The organism is Streptomyces sp. RB17 (genome assembly GCF_009604455.1).
Classification (GTDB): Bacteria; Actinomycetota; Actinomycetes; order Streptomycetales; family Streptomycetaceae; genus Streptomyces.
The window spans coordinates 463,571-481,901 of record NZ_WEGL01000003.1 but is presented as its reverse complement, the minus strand read 5'-3'; the positions used below and the strand labels follow the sequence as shown (position 1 = coordinate 481,901).

Below are 18,331 nucleotides of genomic sequence, written 5' to 3'. Positions count from 1 at the left end.
AACGCACCCCGGAGGCATCCATGACGCGTGAGTCGGAGTCGGGACTGCCCATCGAGCCGGTCTACGGGCCGCAGGACCTACAGGGCTGGGACCCGGCCGGGCAACTGGGCGAACCGGGCACGTACCCCTTCACCCGCGGGGTCTACCCGAGCATGTACACCGGCCGCCCCTGGACCATGCGCCAGTACGCCGGCTTCGGCACCGCCGCCGAATCGAACGCCCGCTACCGGCAGCTGATCGCCCACGGCACCACCGGCCTGTCGGTCGCCTTCGACCTGCCCACCCAGATGGGCCACGACTCCGACGCGCCCCTCGCGCACGGCGAGGTCGGCAAGGTCGGCGTGGCGATCGACTCGGTCGAGGACATGCGGGCGCTGTTCGACGGCATCCCGCTCGACCAGGTGTCGACCTCGATGACCATCAACGCCCCGGCCGCCCTCCTGCTGCTGCTCTACCAGCTGGTGGCGGAGGAGCAGGGAGCGCGGGCCGGCCAGCTGACCGGCACGATCCAGAACGACGTGCTGAAGGAGTACATCGCGCGGGGGACGTACATCTTCCCGCCGAAGCCGTCCCTGCGCCTGACGGCGGACATCTTCAAGTACTGCACCGCCGAGATCCCGAAGTGGAACACGATCTCGATCTCCGGCTACCACATGGCCGAGGCCGGGGCGTCGCCCGTCCAGGAGATCGCCTTCACCCTGGCGGACGGCATCGAGTACGTCCGTACGGCGGTCGCGGCCGGTATGTCCGTCGACGACTTCGCGCCCCGCCTGTCCTTCTTCTTCGTGGCCCGTACGACGCTGCTGGAGGAGGTCGCCAAGTTCCGTGCCGCCCGCAGGATCTGGGCGCGGGTGATGCGGGAGGAGTTCGGGGCGCGCAACCCCAAGTCCCTGATGCTCCGCTTCCACACCCAGACGGCGGGCGTCCAGCTGACGGCGCAGCAGCCGGAGGTGAACCTGGTCCGGGTCGCCGTACAGGCCCTGGCCGCGGTGCTGGGCGGCACCCAGTCCCTGCACACCAACTCCTTCGACGAGGCGATCGCCCTGCCGACCGACAAGTCCGCCCGCCTGGCGCTGCGCACCCAGCAGGTGCTGGCGCACGAGACGGACGTGACGGCGACGGTGGATCCGTTCGCGGGGTCGTACGCGGTGGAGCGGATGACGGACGAGGTCGAGGAGGCGGCCGTCGACCTGATGCGGCGGGTGGCGGACCTGGGCGGGGCGGTCGCGGCGATCGAGCGGGGCTTCCAGAAGTCCGAGATCGAGCGGAACGCCTACCGGATCGCCCAGGAGACGGACTCCGGGGACCGGGTGGTGGTCGGCGTCAACCGCTTCCAGTTGGACGCGGAGGAACCGTACGAGCCCCTCCGCGTCGATCCCGCCATCGAGGCCCGCCAGGCGGAGCGGCTGGAGAAGCTGCGGGCCGAGCGCGACCAGCGGGCGGTGGACGCGGCGCTGGACGCGTTGCGGAAGGCGGCCGAGGGGGAGGACAACGTCCTGTACCCGATGAAGGAGGCGCTGCGGGCGCGGGCGACGGTGGGGGAGGTGTGCAACGCGCTCCGCGGGGTCTGGGGGGCGTACGAGCCGTCGGAGGTGTTCTGACCTCCGGGACGGCGACCCCCGACCCACCCGGACCGGAGTGTCGTACCCCCGTGCGACACTCCACCCATGTTCGGCGTCATCGACCTTCCCACCTATCTGGCAGGACTCGTCCTGATCGTCCTGCTGCCCGGGCCCAATTCCCTCTACGTCCTCTCCGTGGCCGCGCGGCGCGGAGTGCGGGCGGGCTACACCGCTGCCGCGGGGGTGTGGTGCGGCGACACCGTGCTGATGACGTTGTCCGCCGCCGGGGTCGCCTCGTTGCTGAAGGCCAACGCCCTGCTGTTCGGGATCGTGAAGTACGCCGGTGCCGGGTATCTGACCTGGCTGGCGATCGGGATGCTGCGGGCCGCCTGGCAGATGTGGCGGACCCGGAGAGAGCAGGCCGCGGAGGAGGACACCCCGCTCGGGACCGGAGACGAGCGGCCCTTTCGGCGGGCGTTCGTCGTCAGCCTCTTCAACCCCAAGGCGATCCTGTTCTTCGTCGCCTTCTTCGTGCAGTTCGTCGATCCGGACTACGCCTACCCGGCCCTGTCCTTCGTCGTCCTCGGCGCGTTCGCCCAGCTGGCGAGCTTCCTCTATCTCAGCGCGCTGATATTCAGCGGCACCCGCCTTGCCGCGGCGTTCCGGCGGCGCAAGCGGCTGTCGGCGACGGCCACTTCGGCGGCGGGCGCGCTGTTCCTGGGCTTTGCCGTGAAGCTGACGCTGGCCAGCGCGTAGGGCGGGGTCAGACGCCGACCCCGGCCAGGTAGGCCCCGACCCCGTCCGCCGCCTCGCCCGTCCAGCCCACATAGCCGTCGGGGCGGATCAGGAAGACCCCCGGGCCGTACGACGCCGGCGCCGTCGGGAGCGCGCGCACGCCAACGGCCGGGGCGTCTGCGCCCAGCAGCGTCCAGTGCGGGCCGCGGAACACGTCGAAGAGGCGGACCCCGGACACCGTGCCGTCCGGGGCGCGGTCGCCCGCCCGGACGCCGGTCGGGTCCCTGCGCGTCTCCACGCTCAGGGACGACTCCCGGTAGCCCAGCCCCAGTTGCATCGTCGCCTTCCCGCGCCGTACCTCACCGCGGTGCACCCCCGTCGAGAGGTTCAGCATGGCCGCGGCGTTCGCCCGGCGTTCCTCCGCATAGGTGTCGAGAAGGGAGTCCGGCGCCCCGGCCCGCAGCACCGCGCCCAGCTTCCAGCCCAGGTTGTAGGCGTCCTGGACGCTGGTGTTCAGGCCCTGGCCGCCGGCCGGGGAGTGCACGTGGGCCGCGTCGCCGGCGAGGAACACCCGGCCGACCCGGAAGCGGTCCGCGAGGGCGGCGCGTGGACGGAAGTCCGATGCCCAGCGCAGTTCCGTCACGTCCTCGGCGTCCAGGTGGGTGTACTCGGCGACGATCTTGCGGACGCCGTCGAGGGACAGGTCGAGGTCCGTGCCCTCCGGGAAGCGCCCCGCCAGCTGGAAGTCCTCCGTGGCGGGGAGCGGGCACAGCATGACCCCGCTGCCCTCGGGTCCCGGGAACGCGTGCCAGTGGCCCCGGTCCAGGCCCCGCAGCCGTACGTCCGCGACCAGGAACGGCGCGGGGTCCACCGGCTCGCCGGTCATGCCCACGCCCACCGCGCGCCGGACCACCGAGCGACCGCCGTCGGCCGCGACGACGTACCCCGCGCGAGCGGTCGTACCGTCGGCGAACCGCACGGTCACGCCCGCCGCGTCCTGCTCCAGGCCGGTCACCTCGTGCCCGAAGGCGACCCGGCCGCCCAGCTCCAGCAGTCGCGCGTACATGATCTCCTGCGTCCGCCACTGCGCGACCATCCACGGCTCGGCGTACGGAGTGCCCGCGTCCGCCTCGGCCTTGTCGAACATCGGCTGTTCGCCGACCCGCTCGCCGTCCTTCCAGATCATCCGCATGGGGACGGGGCCGCCCGCAGCGCGGATCGCCTGCAGCACCCCGAGGTCGTCGAAGACCTCCAGGGTGCGCGGCTGGAGCCCCTTGCCGCGCGAGCCAGGGAACAGTGCCTCCGCCCGCTCCACGATCAGGGCCTCCACGCCGCGCCGGGCGAGGTCGATGCCGAGTGTCAGGCCCGTCGGACCCGCCCCCACGATCAGAACATCCATCGCATATCTCCTTAACGTCGTTAAGCTCCGTTGCCCATGAGCCTGCCCTTAACGCTGTTAAGCTGTCAAGCGTGAGCCCCGAGAAACGCGCACCCCTGGACCGCCGACGCGTCGCCGACGCCGCGCTGCGGCTGCTGAACGAGGTCGGCCTGGACGGCCTGACCCTGCGCGCCATCGCGAAGGAGCTGGACGTCAAGGCGCCCGCGCTGTACTGGCACTTCAAGGACAAGCAGGCGCTGCTGGACGAGATGGCGACGGAGATGTACCGGCGGACGGTCGCGGGCACCGAGCTCGATCCCGCCGACACCTGGCAGGAGCGACTGCTGAAAGCGGGCCGCGGACTGCGGGCCGCGCTGCTCGGCTACCGCGACGGCGCCAAGGTGTTCAGCGGGTCACGTTTCACGGGCACGGACCACGCGCCCCAGCTGGAGGCCAACCTGCGGCTGCTGACGGAAGCCGGATTCACGCTCGCCCAGGCGGTCCACGCGGGCCGCACGGTGAACGCGTACACGATCGGCTTCGTCACCGAGGAGCAGGGCGTGCAGCCCCTCCCGGGCGAGCGCCGGGAGGGGTACGACGTCGGGGAACGCGCCCGGCGGATGGCCGAGTTCCCGCTCGCCGCCGAGGTGGGACAGCTGCTCTTCGACGGTTACGACGAGCAGTTCGAGGAGGGCCTGGCGATCGTGATCGCGGGTGTCGGGGCGCGGTACGGGATCGGCTGAGCCGTCACCTCCGGGCGGCGCGGGCGTTGCGGATCGCCCGGGTGACCACCGGCGGCAGCAGGTCGACGGCGACCCGGCGGACCCGGCTCGCGCCACGGCGCGGTACGGGCCGCACCGGCGCGGGCGTCGGGGTCTCCCGCGGAAGCGGCTCCGGCTGCGACTGCGGCAGCGCGGCCGCCTCCGCGTGCCTGGAGGGCGGGAACTCCGGCGCCCGCATGCCCTTGGACTTCAGCCGGACGATCCGGTGTCCGGCGGCCTCCTGGACGCTCAGATGGCAGTCGGACCGCTCCCGCACCATGGCCAGCAGCTCCTCCTGGACCGGCTCCGGGTCGCCCCAGGTGCCGTAGAGCTTCTGGGTGCTCAGGCAGACGGGGCGCAGGCCACGGTTGAGCACGGCCTCCCAGGTGGCTATCGAGACTCCGGGGGTGTGCTCGGAGCGGAAGTCGTCCAGGACGACGATTCCGTCCGGGAGCAGCAGATCGCGGGCGGTGCCGATGTCGCCGTGCACATGCTCGTACAGGTGGGACGCGTCGATGTGCACGAACCGGCAGGAGTCCGGCTCGACCTCGGCGGGCACCAGCGAGCTGGGGCCCTGCAGCACACGGGGCAGTTCGTCGTGGAAGGAGAGGTAGTTGCCCTCGAAGACGCGCCGGGTCAGCGCGCCGTACGACTTCGAGGACTCGGCCTGGTTGGCGTCGTCCGGGGCGTCGCCCTCGAAGAGGTCGCACACCGTGTACCGCTCGCCCGGCTGCTGGTGCCGGCCGATGAAGATCGCGCTCTTTCCCATGTAGACCCCGACTTCCAGCAGATCACCTCGCATCTCCGCGGTTTCCTGCCGGTTCAGGAACCAGTCGAAGAGCAACTGGTCGAGCACCGGGAACCAGCCGGCGACGTCGTCGAGACGGTGGGGCTGTCGCGTCGTTTCCTGGATGGTGGCCATGCGGGGTGGGCACTCCCTCGGTACGGCGTCTGTGGGATCCCTGCGGAAAGCCTGTGCGGCCTGGGGGTGGCAAGGGCTCTACGGTGCCTGCCCGAGGTGCCGGTTCAAAACCCAAGACGAGATGAACGCACGCCCAACTTCCGCTCCTTCAGCGCCCGCTTCAGACGCGGCCCGAACGGCCTCTCCACGAACCGGTGGATCAGCCAGGCGAGCAGCAGCATGGAGACCACCGTCACCCCGAGCGTCGGCCACGCGGGCAGCCCGAGCCCCCGGTGCAGCACCCGGATGACGAACCAGCCGAGGTGCTCGTGCACCAGGTAGAACGGGTACGTCAGCGCGCCCGCCGTCACCAGCCACGGCCAGGAGGCCCAGCGCGTCCAGCCCAGCGCCACGGTGGCGACGGCCGCGAAGGCGACGGTGACGATCAGGACGACGACATAGGGGTCACGGTGCGGGTGCGGGCCCCACAGGCCGCGCGTGGCCTCGCTCTGGGCGAGCAGCCAGGACATCGCGACGATGCCCCAGGCGAGCAGGTCGCCGCCGAAGCGGTGGACCAGGTACAGCGCCAGACCGCCGGTGAAGAACGGGGCGTACTCGGGCATGACGACCTGGTTCAGCAGCTCGTTGCCGGACGAGTGGCACAGGACGGCCGCCAGGGTCCAGACGCACGCGAACAGCACCACCCGGCGGTAGGTCACCCCGCGCAGGACGACGAGCAGCGCGAACAGCGCGTAGAAACGGACCTCGACCCACAGCGTCCAGCACACGCCCAGCACGCGGGTCGCGCCCATCGGCTGCTGGAGCATCGTCAGGTTGACCAGGAACTCGTCGAGGCGGACCGGGTGGACCACGACGGGCAGGGCGAGGGACGCCCCCGTGACCAGGACCAGGGCCACCCAGTAGGCGGGGTAGAGACGTGCGATCCGGGAGCGGAAGAAGTCGCCGAGGGTGCGGCCCCAACTGCTCATGCAGATCACGAAACCACTGATGACGAAGAAGAGCTGCACACCGAGGTTGCCATAGACGGCGGCCCGGGACAGCGTCGGGAACAGGTGGGCCGGGCTCCCGTGCCAGGACGCGGAGACCGTGCCGCCGCGACCGGTGTAGTGGTAGAGGCAGACCATCAGCGCGGCGACGAGCCGCAGACCGTCCAGGGCGAGCAGCCGGCTCCGGGGTCTGGGGGCGGGGGCCGTTCCGGCGGTGGGGGAAGCGGGAACGGCGGCGAGGGTGGGGGTTGAAACAGCCATGGTGTCCGGCGCCTACCCGAACAAACGCTGATCATCTCGGTATTTTGTGTGAAAGTACCTGAAATGACTGCGTAGTTGAGCTGACATCCGGGTGAACGGGGAGGGCGGGCCCGACCGCGGGCCCGCCTCGCCTCAGCGTCGTACGGAATTGCGCAGGCTCCGCGCCTTCTTCGCCACCCGGCGGACCGTCGCGTTGCGCGGGATGAACGCCAGCTGGGAGGGCACCCCGCCGGGCAGGGCCAGCGAGGACAGGCGCCGGCGCTTGAAGTAGCGCATGGTGCGCTGGTTCAGGTTCCGCGCCAGCCAGGTCTCGGCCTGCGCGCGCAGCCTCGGGTAGATCTTCGGCTGCATCGCGAAGCCCACCGCGCGGATCAGTGCGCCGAGCGCCTCCACGTCCATGCCGGCCCGCTGCTCGGTCACCGCGGCGCGGTCGCGGAGGTCGGGCAGCAGCGCGTCGACGATGGTCACCGGGACGCGGTTGCTGTTCTCGTACGGCGTCAGCTGCTCCAGCAGCAGCTCGGTGCCGATGCGGGCGACCGGCAGGCCGTACAGGGCCTGCGCCGTGAGCAGGGCGGTGGAGAAGCAGCCGACGACCAGCGCGGGACGCATCCGCTGGTACAGCACCTCGGCGAGGACCGGGGTGTCGAGCACGGTCAGCTCGACCTCCAGCCGCTCCGCCTCCTGCTCCAGCAGGCGGGTGAAGCGGGCCGGGGCGGACGGGTGCGGCTTGAACACCACCTTGGTGTGCCCGAGCGCGGCCGCGCCCTTCAGCATCCGCACATGCAGGTTCTCCTCCTGCTCGGCGGTGAGGATGTCCAGCGCCGACAGATACTGGCCGAGCAGCAGTGCGGGCTCCTCGACCTCCGGCAACTCCGCGCCCGACGGGGCGAGTTCGGCGAGCACCTTGGTGAAGGCGGACGTCTGCAGCACCTCGCCGGGTACGTCGAACTCGGTCAGCAGCAGCGGCTTCAGGCCCGGCACCAGGTCCAGGTGCAGCACCCGGTCCACGCGGGTGCCGACCAGCGGGTCGATCTTGTTGCGGGTGGGGCCGTAGCTCATCAGGCCGTCGGCGTAGACCGTCACCGGGGCCCCGGTGAAGATCTGCGCGAGCGCCAGGGCCGGGTTGACCTGGATCGACTCGACGGCGAGTGCCACGTCCTCGTCGCCCAGCCGCCACTCATGACGCAGGAAGCGTTCCCACAGCGGCAGGTCGTCGCCGCGGGGCGCCCAGCCGCCCGGATGGAACGGGAAGATGGTCTCGTTGTACGAGATCACCTCGTCGAACCGGTCGCGCAGCTTCTCGAAACCGGGCGCCTCGTCCAGCGCGGGCGTGGTCTCGGGCGTGGCCGCGTTGTTGCACACCAGCAGGATCCGCCGGTCGGCCGGGCGGAAGCAGCCGGAGTCCAGGGCGGCGGCGAGCGTGGCCGTGCCGTACAGCGTCGACGCCTGGAAGATCTGGGTGGTCACGCGGCGGCCCCCGCGGAGGCGGGACGGCGGCGCAGCCGGCGCAGCTTGGTGGCGCGCTGGAGGTCCATGGAGTCCAGCGCCTCGTCCAGCACGTCCTGCGGCATGCGCCGCAGGGCCGCGGCACTCATGGATTTCAGTTTCTTCGCCACCGCGGGCTCGAACCTTTCGATGGATCCCAGATGATGGGAAATGATGGCGCAATAGGTGCGGACGGCCTTCGGCAGCAGCTGGTCGGCGTCCCGGTCCTCGGCGGTTTCCGCGACGACCTGGTCGAACGCGCGAATGAAATCGAGCTGCCGGACATCGCCGATCTGGGTGAGCGAGGAAGCGACTCCGCGCCGGTAGAACACCCCGAGCATGCTCACCGCGGCGAAGGACTCCGCCTCCCGGTGCAGCTTCCAGATCCACGGCCGGTCCTCGGCCGTGCGCAGTCCGTGGGTGAAGTGCAGCAGCCCCTTGTCCACGAGCCGCCGGTGGTAGACGCCCGCCCACGCGTACGCGTAGTCGACGGACGTGGACCGGTCGGCGGGCAGGATCGCCTCCCGCGGGTCCATCACCACGTTGCGCCGGCCGACCGGCACCCTGTTCACCGTGCGCGAGCGGGCCGTGCACTGCACATGGTCGGTGCGGATGAAGTCGCAGCCGAGTTCATCCATGGCCTCGACCAGCTGCGGGAAGTAGCCGGGGGCGAGCCAGTCGTCGCCGTCCAGGAAGGTCAGGTACGTACCGCGCGCGCGGTCGATACCGGTGTTGCGGGCGGTCGCCAGCCCCCCGTTCTGCTCGTGCCGGACGTAGACCGCTCCGGGCAGCTCGCGCTCCGCGCGCGCGAGAATCTCTGGTGTCCCGTCGCGTGAACAGTCGTCGACGAGAATGAATTCGAAGTCCTCACGCGCGTTCGCCTTCAGGCTCCTGAGCGTGTCGGGCGCGTATTGCTGCACGTTGTAGAACGGCACGATGACGGAGAGCTTGACCACGGCTTGAACGTTAGGGCGAAGCCCGTCATTCGTCTTGACCGGCTGCTTGATGCCGGGTGAACGGCACATGGCGAAGCTGTGAACCGGGCCTTTTTCCCGTGCTCTCGCGCCCTGATTCGCCATTCGGCGATGTGCTGTTAACCGTTTGTTGCATTCGGGTTGGGCGGATCCTCGGAATGGCTTCCTAGCGTCTTCGGCGTGCCAGCAAGTGCTACGAAGTCCCTGCGGGTCGCCGTCCTCGCCGATTCCGACACCCGATGGAAGTGGGGTGCGCTCACCGCGCAGCGCCTCGCTCCCGCGGACGCCGAGATCCGGCTCGACGGCTACCTCCTGCGGGGGCGCGCCACCCCGACAGCCCGCCAGCTGAAGGAGGTCGGCGTCCGGGCGGACTCCCTCCGCGAGGTCACCGGCGTCGAGTTCCTGCGTGCGATGGGCGGAGCCGCCGAGGACCCGTACGACGTCCTCATCCTCGCGCTCGTCGGCGGCGGCGTCCAGGCCATGCTGCACGGACTGCGCGCCACCTGGGCGGGCGCCGGCAAGCGCCCCGTCGTCGTCACCGGTTACGTCGGTGTCGTCTACGAGAAGCTCGCCGACGGCCTGCTGCTGCGGCACGGCGCGGACCTCGTCCTCGCCAACTCCCGCCACGACGCGGACCGGTTCCGGGCCGTGTACGAGGGCGTGGGCGCCGACGCCTCCTCGGTCACCGAGGTCGCGCTGCCCTTCCTCGGCGGGGCGCCGTACACCGGCGAACACGAGCCGTACACGGTCGTCTTCGCCGCCCAGCCGTCCGTCCCGGACAGCCGCAAGGACCGTACGTACCTGCTCGACCGGCTGATCGAGCACGCCCGGAAGCACCCCGAGCGCGAGGTGCTGCTGAAGCTGCGCTCCAGGCCCGGCGAGCACACCACCCACATCGAGGAGCTGCCGTACCAGAAGCTGGCGCAGGGCAAGGACCTGCCCGCCAACTTCCGCCTGGTGTACGGCCACATGGGCGAGGTGCTGGACCGCACCGACCTGCTGGTCACGGTCAGCTCCACGGCCGCCCTGGAGGCCCTGCACCGCCGCGTCCCCACGGTGATCCTGACCGACCTGGGCGTGCGCGAGGTGCTCGGCAACCACCACTTCACCGGCTCCGGGTGCCTGGCCTCCTGGGACCAGCTCGACGCCGGGCACCGGCCGGTGCCGGACGCGCAGTGGGTGGCCCGGCAGGGCGTTTGCGCCGACGGCTCGTACGACACGGCCTTCGACACCGCCCGCGAACGCATCGCCGAGCTGCTCGACCGCCCCGGCGGCCTGCCGCCCCTGAACCCCTACTACACCCCCGAGACCGCGCCCGGCTATCTGCCCGGCATCCTCGCCCGGCACCACCTCGGCCCCGACGGCGTCCCGCTGCCCGGCGCGCCCGCCGCCGACAAGGAGCCCGGACCGGTCCGCCAGATCGTGCGCCGCGCCGCGCGTGGCGCCTACCGCCACGGCGTGCAGCGGGTCGCTCCGGTGATCCGCCGGATGGGGGAGCTGTGACCATCCAAGGAGACCCCATGTCCAACCCGGAAGCGGGCCAAGGCGCGACCGTGCGCCGCGTGCTCGCGGTGATCCCCGCGCGCGGCGGCTCCAAGGGCGTGCCCGCGAAGAACCTCGCCCCCGTCGGCGGAGTCCCGCTGGTGGCGCGCGCGGTGCGCGAGTGCCGGGCGACCCGGCTGGTGACCGACGTCGTCGTCTCCACCGACGACCAGGCCATCGCCGCCGCCGCCCGGGAGGCCGGCGCCGAGGTCGTGCTGCGGCCCGCCGCCATCGCCGGGGACACGGCGACCTCCGAGGCCGCGGTCCTGCACGCCATGGACGCGCACGAGGCGCTGCACGGCGCGGCGGTCGACGCGGTCCTGCTCGTGCAGTGCACCAGCCCGTTCATCGTCCGCGAGGACATCGACGGGGTCGCCTCGGCGGTGATCGAGGACGGTGCGGACACCGCGCTGACGGTCGCGCCGTTCCACGGATTCGTCTGGCGGGAGGCGGTCGACGAACTCGCCGCGCACGGCGGGCCGTCGGCCACCGGCGCGGTCACCGACGGCCAGGCCGTTCCCGCGCCGACCGCCGGAGGCTGCGGCGTCAACCACGACAAGTCCTACCGCCCCCGCCGCCAGGACCGCCCCCAGGACTTCCTGGAGACCGGCGCCGCCTACGCGATGGACGCGGCCGGCTTCCGCAAGCACCAGCACCGCTTCTTCGGCCGTACGGAACTCGTCCGCACCGACCCCGCGCGCGTGCTGGAGATCGACGACCCGCACGACCTGGCCCGGGCCCGCGCCCTGGCGCCCCTCTTCGACGCGGACCTCCCCGGTTCGCTGCCGACCGCCGACGACATCGACGCGGTCGTACTGGACTTCGACGGCACCCAGACCGACGACCGGGTGCTGATCGACTCCGAAGGACGGGAGTTCGTCTCCGTGCACCGCGGCGACGGACTCGGCATCGCGGCCCTCCGCAGGAGCGGCCTGAAGATGCTGATCCTGTCCACGGAACAGAACCCTGTGGTCGCCGCCCGCGCCCGGAAGCTCAAGCTCCCGGTGCTGCACGGCATCGACCGCAAGGACCTCGCGCTGAAGCAGTGGTGCGAGGAGCAGGGCATCGCGCCGGAGCGCGTGCTCTACGTCGGCAACGACGTCAACGACCTGCCGTGCTTCGCCCTCGTCGGCTGGCCCGTGGCGGTCGCGAGCGCCCACGACGTCGTACGCGGCGCCGCACGCGCGGTCACCACCCTCCCCGGCGGTGACGGCGCGATCCGAGAGATCGCCAGCTGGATCCTCGGCCCCTCTCTCGATTCCCTCCCCAAGTAAGGACATCCCCTGATGAGCACCAACTCCCGTCTGCGTACGTTCGGTTCCCGCGAGGTCGGCCCCGGCCGTCCCGTCTACATCTGCGGCGAGATCGGCATCAACCACAACGGTGAGCTGGAGAACGCCTTCAAGCTGATCGACGTGGCCGCCGAGGCCGGCTGCGACGCGGTCAAGTTCCAGAAGCGCACCCCGGAGATCTGCACCCCGCGCGACCAGTGGGACATCGAGCGCGACACCCCCTGGGGCCGGATGACCTACATCGACTACCGCCACCGCGTGGAGTTCGGTGAGGACGAGTACCGCCAGATCGACGAGTACTGCAAGGAGAAGGGGATCGCCTGGTTCGCCTCCCCGTGGGACACCGAGGCCGTCGCCTTCCTGGAGAAGTTCGACGTCCCCGCCCACAAGGTGGCCTCCGCCTCCCTGACGGACGACGAGCTGCTGCGCGCCCTGCGCGCCACCGGCCGCACGGTCATCCTCTCCACGGGCATGTCGACCCCCAAGCAGATCCGCCACGCGGTCGAGGTCCTGGGCAGCGACAACATCCTCATGTGCCACGCCACCTCCACCTACCCGGCGAAGGCCGAGGAGCTGAACCTCCGCGTGATCAACACGCTGGAGAAGGAGTACCCGAACGTCCCGATCGGCTACTCCGGCCACGAGACCGGCCTGCAGACCACCCTCGCCGCGGTCGCGCTCGGGGCGGCCTTCGTCGAGCGTCACATCACCCTCGACCGCGCCATGTGGGGCTCCGACCAGGCCGCGTCGGTGGAGCCGCAGGGCCTGGAGCGCCTGGTCCGCGACATCCGCGTCATCGAGTCCTCCCTCGGCGACGGCGTCAAGAAGGTCTACGACTCCGAGCTCGGCCCGATGAAGAAGCTGCGCCGCGTCGCCGGTGCCGTCGCCGAGGCGGAGATCGCCGCGGCGGCGGGCGAGCCGGTCACGGTCTGAGTGTTTTGATCCCCTTACGACGGGACGGTCGTACGCCGATGAGCCCCCGCGCCGGTCACGCCGGCCGCCCTCCCCGCACGCTCGCCTTCGTGGAGAGCCCGGTCCAGCTGCTCAACGTGCTGGAGTGGGCGCACCTGCACGGACTGGGCGGCGCGGAGCCCGACCCGCTGCCGGGCACGGACCCGCTTCCGTCCGTGCCCACGCAGGTGCGGCGAACGGTGGCCGGCGACCCGTCAGGCGCCGGCGCGGAGCTCACGGTCGTCGTCCTGTCCCCGACCGACCCCATGACCCGGGGCCAGCTGCGCCGCATGGCGGACCTGGCCCGGGACGAGGGGTACCGGGTGCGCTGGGAGGAGGCGCGGGGCGGCCCGGCCGCGCCCTTCTCCACGATCGGCGGCCTGGCGGGACCGCTCCGCCGGGCCGACCGGATCGTGATGGGCGACCCCTTCTCGCGGTATGTGCAGTTGCTGTTGACGATCACCCGGGCGAAGGACCTGGTCGTGGTCGACGACGGCACGGCGACGATGGAGTTCGTCGCCCAACTGGCCCGGGGCGAGCGGCTGGTCCGCTGGCACCGCAAGGGCGGCCGACCGGGGGCACGGGATCTGCTGTTCGCCCCGGTGTCGTCCTCGGCCCGGCGCCGGCTGACGCCGAGCGCGCGCCGGAAGGTCGAGGTCTTCTCCTCGATGCCGGTGACGGAGACCCCGGACGGGGTGACGGTCACGGCCAACGACTTCTGCTGGACCCGCGCCCGTTTCGGTCCCCCGCGCATCACCAAGAGCGCGGACATGGTCGGAACGTCCCTGGTGGAGACGGGAGTCGTGGACGGCGACGCCTACCTCGAGGCGGTCCGTCACCTGGCCAAGACGCACGGTGCGACGCGCTACTTCGCGCACCGCAGGGAGAGCGCGGACAAGCTGCACCGCCTGGCCGCCGAGACCGGCCTGGAGATAGTCCGCCCGGATCTCCCGTTGGAGCTGATCGCCCGCCGTGGTCCCATCGGCCGTACGATCCTCAGCTTCCCGTCGACCGTCGTCCACACCCTGCCGCTGGCCCTCGCGGGCACGGGCGTACGGGTGGCGGTGTGCGACATCGACCCCGCCTGGCTCACGGAGAACGCGTCCCCGCGAGCGCAGGGCTTCCTGTCCGGCGTGACGGGCACGGCCCGGGATGTCCACCGCCTGGCGGCGGTCTCCAGCCTGGCCTAGCCGGCCGACTGGACGGGGGCCCGGAGCGTCGATCGGCTGGGGTGCCGCTGGGGTGGGGGCTGAGCGTCCTTCGGCTGGGGCGGCCGGGCTGAGGGACTGAGCGTCCCTGCGCTGGGGTGCCTGTGCCTGGGGGATGAGCGTCCCTGCGCGGGCGTGGCCGGGCTGGGGGTTGAGCGTCCCTGCGCGGGCGTGGCTGGGCTGGGGGTTGAGCGTCCCTAGGCTGGCGTGGCTGGACGGGGGATGAGCGTCCCTGCGCGCCTGCGCGGGCGTGGCTGGGCTAGCGTCCCTCGGCCGGGGCGGCCGGGTGAGGCTTCCGTGCGTCGTTCGGCTGCGGAAACCGGGCGGGGGCGTGGAGCGTCGTTCGGTGCAGAGCGCGGCGAAGGTGGGCGAGGAAGCTCGGGGCCGGTGATGACGTCCTGGCGCGAGGCACGCCGGCCGTGGCCGGTGGTGCTGGTCCTCCTGACGGCCGGTGATGGGCGGAGCCGTTCCGCTCGGTGGCGCGGTCGCTCTGTCGGTCGCGGCTGACCTGCGGTTTTGGCGCACAGGGCTGGTACAGATCTGCCCATCGCCGTGGCTCAGGTCCTCGCGCCGGGCCGCCGGACGGGGCTCACGCCTCGTCGGCGGGCTTGCGGACCAGCACGAACGCACGTGCCCGGGTCTCCTCCTCGGCCGGTTCCCGGCGCACCGTCGCCACCAGCTCCAGCCCGGCCGCCGTCGTCGCCGCGGCGACCTGCTCCGGAGTGCGCCAGTAGTAGTCGAGGTCGATCTCGTGGCCGAAGCGCTCCGGGAGGTGCAGATGGCCGGGTGCTTCGGCGGTCTGGAAGGCGAGGAGGGCGTGGCCGCCGGGCTGGAGGGTGCGGTGGAATTCGGCGCAGGCCGCCGGCAGGTGGGCGTCGGGGACGTGGATCGTCGAGTACAGGGCGAGGATGCCGCCCAGGGTGGCGTCCGGCAGGTCCAGGGATGTCATCGAACCGATGTGGAAGCGCAGTTGGGGATAGGTGTCGCGGGCCAGCGCCACCATGGCGGGGGAGAGGTCGACCCCGAAGGCCGGCACGCCCAGCTCGTCCAGGAGCGCGGTGCCATGGCCGGGGCCGCTGCCCAGGTCGGCCACGGGGGCCGTGCCGCGCCGGGCGACCAGCTCGGCGAAGGCGGTGATCACGGTGCGGTCCAGGGGATGCCGGCCGCCGGCCGGGAACTGGGCGGCGTAGTCCTTGGCGATCGCGTCGTAGGAGGTGCGGGTCGTCTGCAGGAAGGTCTCGGTCGCATCCGTCACGGGTGCGGACCCTACCGGCCGGGGGTGCGGGGCGTGGTCCGGTTCGTGGACATGGCGCGCGTGACTGCGGGGAGGCATGGTATGCAGAAATAGAGGTGTTTACCCATCAGTGTCCGCCGCCATGCGTCCGCCGGTCAGATTTTCTTCCCCTAACGGGCTGAACTTTTGTTGATCGAGGGGTAGTTGACCAGCCGGGCGTCCTACCCTTCAGAGGGTGAAGCAATTGATGTCCCTAGAGTCCGAGTCCGGCCTCGCGGGGGATGTGCTCCCCGGCGTGCTGAGCGAAGCCCTGCACGCCGAGCTCGTCGCCTTCCGTCGCGACTTGCACATGCACCCTGAGCTGGGCAATCAGGAGTTCCGTACGACCGCCGCGATCAAGGAGCGGCTGGAGCAGGCGGGGCTTCGGCCCCGGGTGCTCGCCAAGGGAACCGGACTCGTGTGCGACATCGGGCTCCCGGAAGGACAGCGGCCGGCCCTGCCGCTGCTGGCCCTGCGCGCGGACATCGACGCCCTGCCCATCCCGGACACGAAGAGTGACTGCCCGTATCGGTCGACCGTGCCCGATCGGGCGCATGCGTGTGGCCACGATGTGCACACGACCGTCGTGCTCGGCGCCGGGCTCGTGCTCGCCGACCTGCACGCCAAGGGCCTGCTGCCCCGTCCGGTGCGGCTCCTCTTCCAGCCCGCCGAGGAGGTGCTGCCCGGCGGCGCGCTGGACGCGATCGAGGACGGGGCGCTGAAGGGGGTCGAGCGGATCCTCGCCGTGCACTGCGACCCCCGCGTGGACGCCGGGAAGATCGGGCTGCGGCACGGTGCGATCACGAGCGCGTGCGACCGGCTGGAGATCGCTCTGGACGGGCCCGGCGGACACACCGCCCGGCCCCATCTGACCACCGACCTCGTCACCGCCGCCGCCCGGGTCGCCGTCGACGTGCCCGCGCTGATCGCCCGCAGGGTCGACACCCGGGCCGGGCTGGCGCTGACCTGGGGGCGGATCGAGTCGGGGCACGCCCCGAACGTGATCCCGCAGCACGCCGAGTTGTCCGGGACCCTGCGCTGCCTGGACCTGGAGGCCTGGCGGCAGGCCCCCGACCTCGTGCACGCGGCCATCGACGAGGTCGCCAGCATGCACCGCGCCAAGTCCGAGATCACGTACGTGCGCGGAGTGCCGCCCGTGGTCAACGACCGGGAGTCCACCGATCTGCTGCGCCGGGCGATGGCGGCGCGCCGCGGCCGGGACGCCGTCGAGAGCACCGAGCAGAGCCTCGGCGGCGAGGACTTCTCCTGGTACCAGGAGCACGTCCCGGGCGCCATGGCCCGGCTGGGTGTCCGGACGCCCGGCGAGCGCACCGTCCGCGATCTCCACCAGGGCGACTTCGACGCCGACGAGCACGCGATCACGGTCGGCGTGGAGATGTTCACGGCTGCGGCCTTCCTGGAGCCGAACGGAATCCAGGGCTGAGCCTCGCGGCCCCGCCGGCCCCGGAGACCATGCCCCGACCGGCCTCCGCGGGCCTCGGAAACGTTCCCGTGACCGACCTCCGCGGGCCTCGGAGACCGTTGCCCTGGCCGGCGCAACACACTCGTAAGCCATTCGTACACGCTGTGCAACAACGCCATGAGAGGACCGGGATACCGAGTTCAAACGCTGTTTGCCTCGAATCGATAACGGCTTCGCGAGAGGGTTTTTTGCGACATCTACGCGCGTTACGATGCCGCGAAGCCGACGCCGCCGGGGCGTTTCGGCTCGAGCACTGGCATGGTGCTCACATCAAGCGCCGACACGGCGCTCAGGTCAGGTGAAGGAGCCTCCCGTGCGCCGGGTAGCCAAGCTTTCCGCTGCGGCAATCGCCACCGCAGCCCTCGCCGTGACTGCCACCGCGTGTGGCAGCACGTCCTCCGACAACAACGCCAGCTCCTCGTCCTCGGGCGGCGCCAAGGGCGGCATCAAGATCGGTCTCGCCTACGACGTCGGCGGCCGTGGTGACCGTTCCTTCAACGACTCCGCCGCGCGCGGTGCCGACAAGGCCGAGAAGGAGTTCGGCGGTTCCATCAAGGAGCTGACCGCCAAGAACTCCGACACCGAGGCCGACCGCGAGCAGCGGCTGTCGGACCTGGCCCAGGCCGGTTACAACCCGGTCGTCGCGGTCGGTTTCTCCTACGCCGCCGCGGTGGAGAAGATCGCGAAGCAGAACCCGAAGACCAGCTTCGGCATCGTCGACTCGGTCGTGAACTCGCCCAACGCCGACAGCATCACCTTCACCGAGGAGCAGGGCTCCTACCTCGCCGGTGTCGCCGCGGCGCTGAAGACCAAGGTGAAGCACGTCGGCTTCGTCGGCGGTGTCGACACCCCGCTGATCAAGAAGTTCGAGGCGGGCTACGTCCAGGGCGTCCACGACACCAACCCGAAGGTCAAGGTCGACGTCCAGTACCTGAGCCACGGCACCGACCTGTCCGGCTTCTCCAGCCCGGACAAGGGCAAGGAGGCCGCCCAGGGCATGCTGGACAACGGCGCCGACGTCGTCTACACGGCGGCCGGCTCCTCCGGCAACGGCGCGATCGAGGCCGTCAACGGCAAGAAGGGCGCCTGGGCCATCGGCGTCGACTCGGACCAGTACAACATCCCGGGTCTGGCCAAGTACAAGAGCTCGATCCTGACCTCCATGGTGAAGAACGTCGACGTCGGCGTGTACGACTTCATCAAGTCCGTCAAGGACGGCAAGCCGCTGACCGGCAACAACGTCTACTCGCTCGCCAAGAACGGTGTCTCGCTGGCCACCAGCGGTGGCTTCATCAGCGACATCCAGCCCAAGCTGGACGCGGCGAAGCAGAAGATCGTCTCCGGCCAGATCAAGGTCAAGACGACCCCGTGACCCGACCGGTACGGCCGGACCGTCCAACCGGCGGTCCGGCCGTACCGTGGACCTGAGGCTCGGCGCAGGGGCGCTTCCGGGGCCCCCGCCGAGCCATAACAATGTGCCAACTCTACGCGTGTAGCGCGGAGTTGCCGCGCTAGCGT

The 18,331-nt window shown here is 71.2% G+C and carries 15 protein-coding genes; 9 read left to right on the top strand and 6 right to left on the bottom strand.

The genetic code is table 11. From position 1 onward, the window contains the following. Positions 1–20: 20 nt before the first annotated feature. Both SRB17_RS15860 and leuE read left to right on the top strand, forming a co-directional pair. Entirely contained in the window at positions 21–1,601 is a 1,581-nt protein-coding gene (locus tag SRB17_RS15860) for an acyl-CoA mutase large subunit family protein (protein ID WP_153539062.1), read from the top strand. A 66-nt stretch (positions 1,602–1,667) separates the two neighbouring features. Then, the gene (leuE, locus tag SRB17_RS15855) at positions 1,668–2,318 is read left to right on the top strand and encodes a leucine efflux protein LeuE (protein WP_153539060.1); all 651 of its coding nucleotides are present in this window, start codon (positions 1,668–1,670) and stop codon (positions 2,316–2,318) included. 7 nt (positions 2,319–2,325) lie between these two features. Here leuE and SRB17_RS15850 read toward each other — a convergent pair whose 3' ends face one another. Then, positions 2,326–3,696 carry an FAD-dependent monooxygenase gene (locus tag SRB17_RS15850; protein ID WP_153539058.1) on the bottom strand — a complete coding sequence of 457 codons (1,371 nt, stop codon included), beginning with the start codon at positions 3,694–3,696 and terminating at the stop codon, positions 2,326–2,328. Between the two features lie 71 nt (positions 3,697–3,767). Between SRB17_RS15850 and SRB17_RS15845 the strand changes: the two genes are divergently transcribed. Continuing rightward, positions 3,768–4,418, top strand: coding sequence for a TetR/AcrR family transcriptional regulator C-terminal domain-containing protein (locus tag SRB17_RS15845; protein ID WP_323375624.1), 651 nt, complete (start codon positions 3,768–3,770; stop codon positions 4,416–4,418). Positions 4,419–4,422: 4 nt separating this feature from the next. On the opposite strand, the gene SRB17_RS15840 is transcribed toward SRB17_RS15845, so the two are convergent. From SRB17_RS15840 to SRB17_RS15825, 4 genes are all read right to left on the bottom strand, one after another. Further along, complete coding sequence (locus tag SRB17_RS15840) at positions 4,423–5,358, bottom strand: class I SAM-dependent methyltransferase (protein ID WP_153539055.1); 936 nt, start codon at positions 5,356–5,358, stop codon at positions 4,423–4,425. Between the two features lie 104 nt (positions 5,359–5,462). Further along, a complete protein-coding gene (locus tag SRB17_RS15835; protein WP_194294022.1) occupies positions 5,463–6,605 on the bottom strand; it encodes an acyltransferase family protein in 1,143 nt (380 codons plus the stop codon). Between the two features lie 132 nt (positions 6,606–6,737). Continuing rightward, complete coding sequence (locus SRB17_RS15830; protein WP_323375623.1) at positions 6,738–8,072, bottom strand: alpha-2,8-polysialyltransferase family protein; 1,335 nt, start codon at positions 8,070–8,072, stop codon at positions 6,738–6,740. Further along, on the bottom strand, positions 8,069–9,046 hold the full coding sequence (locus tag SRB17_RS15825; protein WP_323375621.1) for a glycosyltransferase family 2 protein: 978 nt from the start codon (positions 9,044–9,046) through the stop codon (positions 8,069–8,071). Before SRB17_RS15825 ends, SRB17_RS15830 begins: the two co-directional genes overlap by 4 nt. Before the next feature lie 198 nt (positions 9,047–9,244). Between SRB17_RS15825 and SRB17_RS15820 the strand changes: the two genes are divergently transcribed. Genes SRB17_RS15820 through SRB17_RS15805 form a run of 4 tightly spaced genes read left to right on the top strand, consistent with a single transcriptional unit; the run spans position 9,245 to position 14,039 of the window. After that, positions 9,245–10,567 carry a DUF6716 putative glycosyltransferase gene (locus tag SRB17_RS15820; protein ID WP_323375619.1) on the top strand — a complete coding sequence of 441 codons (1,323 nt, stop codon included), beginning with the start codon at positions 9,245–9,247 and terminating at the stop codon, positions 10,565–10,567. 17 nt (positions 10,568–10,584) lie between these two features. Then, a complete protein-coding gene (locus tag SRB17_RS15815) occupies positions 10,585–11,880 on the top strand; it encodes an N-acylneuraminate cytidylyltransferase (RefSeq protein WP_153539051.1) in 1,296 nt (431 codons plus the stop codon). A 12-nt stretch (positions 11,881–11,892) separates the two neighbouring features. After that, a complete protein-coding gene (locus SRB17_RS15810; protein WP_153539049.1) occupies positions 11,893–12,831 on the top strand; it encodes an N-acetylneuraminate synthase family protein in 939 nt (312 codons plus the stop codon). A 38-nt stretch (positions 12,832–12,869) separates the two neighbouring features. Then, entirely contained in the window at positions 12,870–14,039 is a 1,170-nt protein-coding gene (locus SRB17_RS15805) for a hypothetical protein (RefSeq protein ID WP_153539047.1), read from the top strand. A 607-nt stretch (positions 14,040–14,646) separates the two neighbouring features. Here SRB17_RS15805 and SRB17_RS15800 read toward each other — a convergent pair. After that, positions 14,647–15,312 carry a class I SAM-dependent methyltransferase gene (locus tag SRB17_RS15800; RefSeq protein ID WP_323375617.1) on the bottom strand — a complete coding sequence of 222 codons (666 nt, stop codon included), beginning with the start codon at positions 15,310–15,312 and terminating at the stop codon, positions 14,647–14,649. A gap of 226 nt (positions 15,313–15,538) precedes the next feature. Between SRB17_RS15800 and SRB17_RS15795 the strand changes: the two genes are divergently transcribed. Together SRB17_RS15795 and SRB17_RS15790 are read left to right on the top strand one after the other, a co-directional pair. Further along, positions 15,539–16,774 (top strand): amidohydrolase, encoded by a 1,236-nt coding sequence (locus SRB17_RS15795; RefSeq protein ID WP_153539043.1) that lies wholly within the window; start codon positions 15,539–15,541, stop codon positions 16,772–16,774. 352 nt (positions 16,775–17,126) lie between these two features. Continuing rightward, on the top strand, positions 17,127–18,185 hold the full coding sequence (locus tag SRB17_RS15790) for a BMP family ABC transporter substrate-binding protein (RefSeq protein WP_323375616.1): 1,059 nt from the start codon (positions 17,127–17,129) through the stop codon (positions 18,183–18,185). The last annotated feature ends 146 nt before the right edge of the window (positions 18,186–18,331 follow it).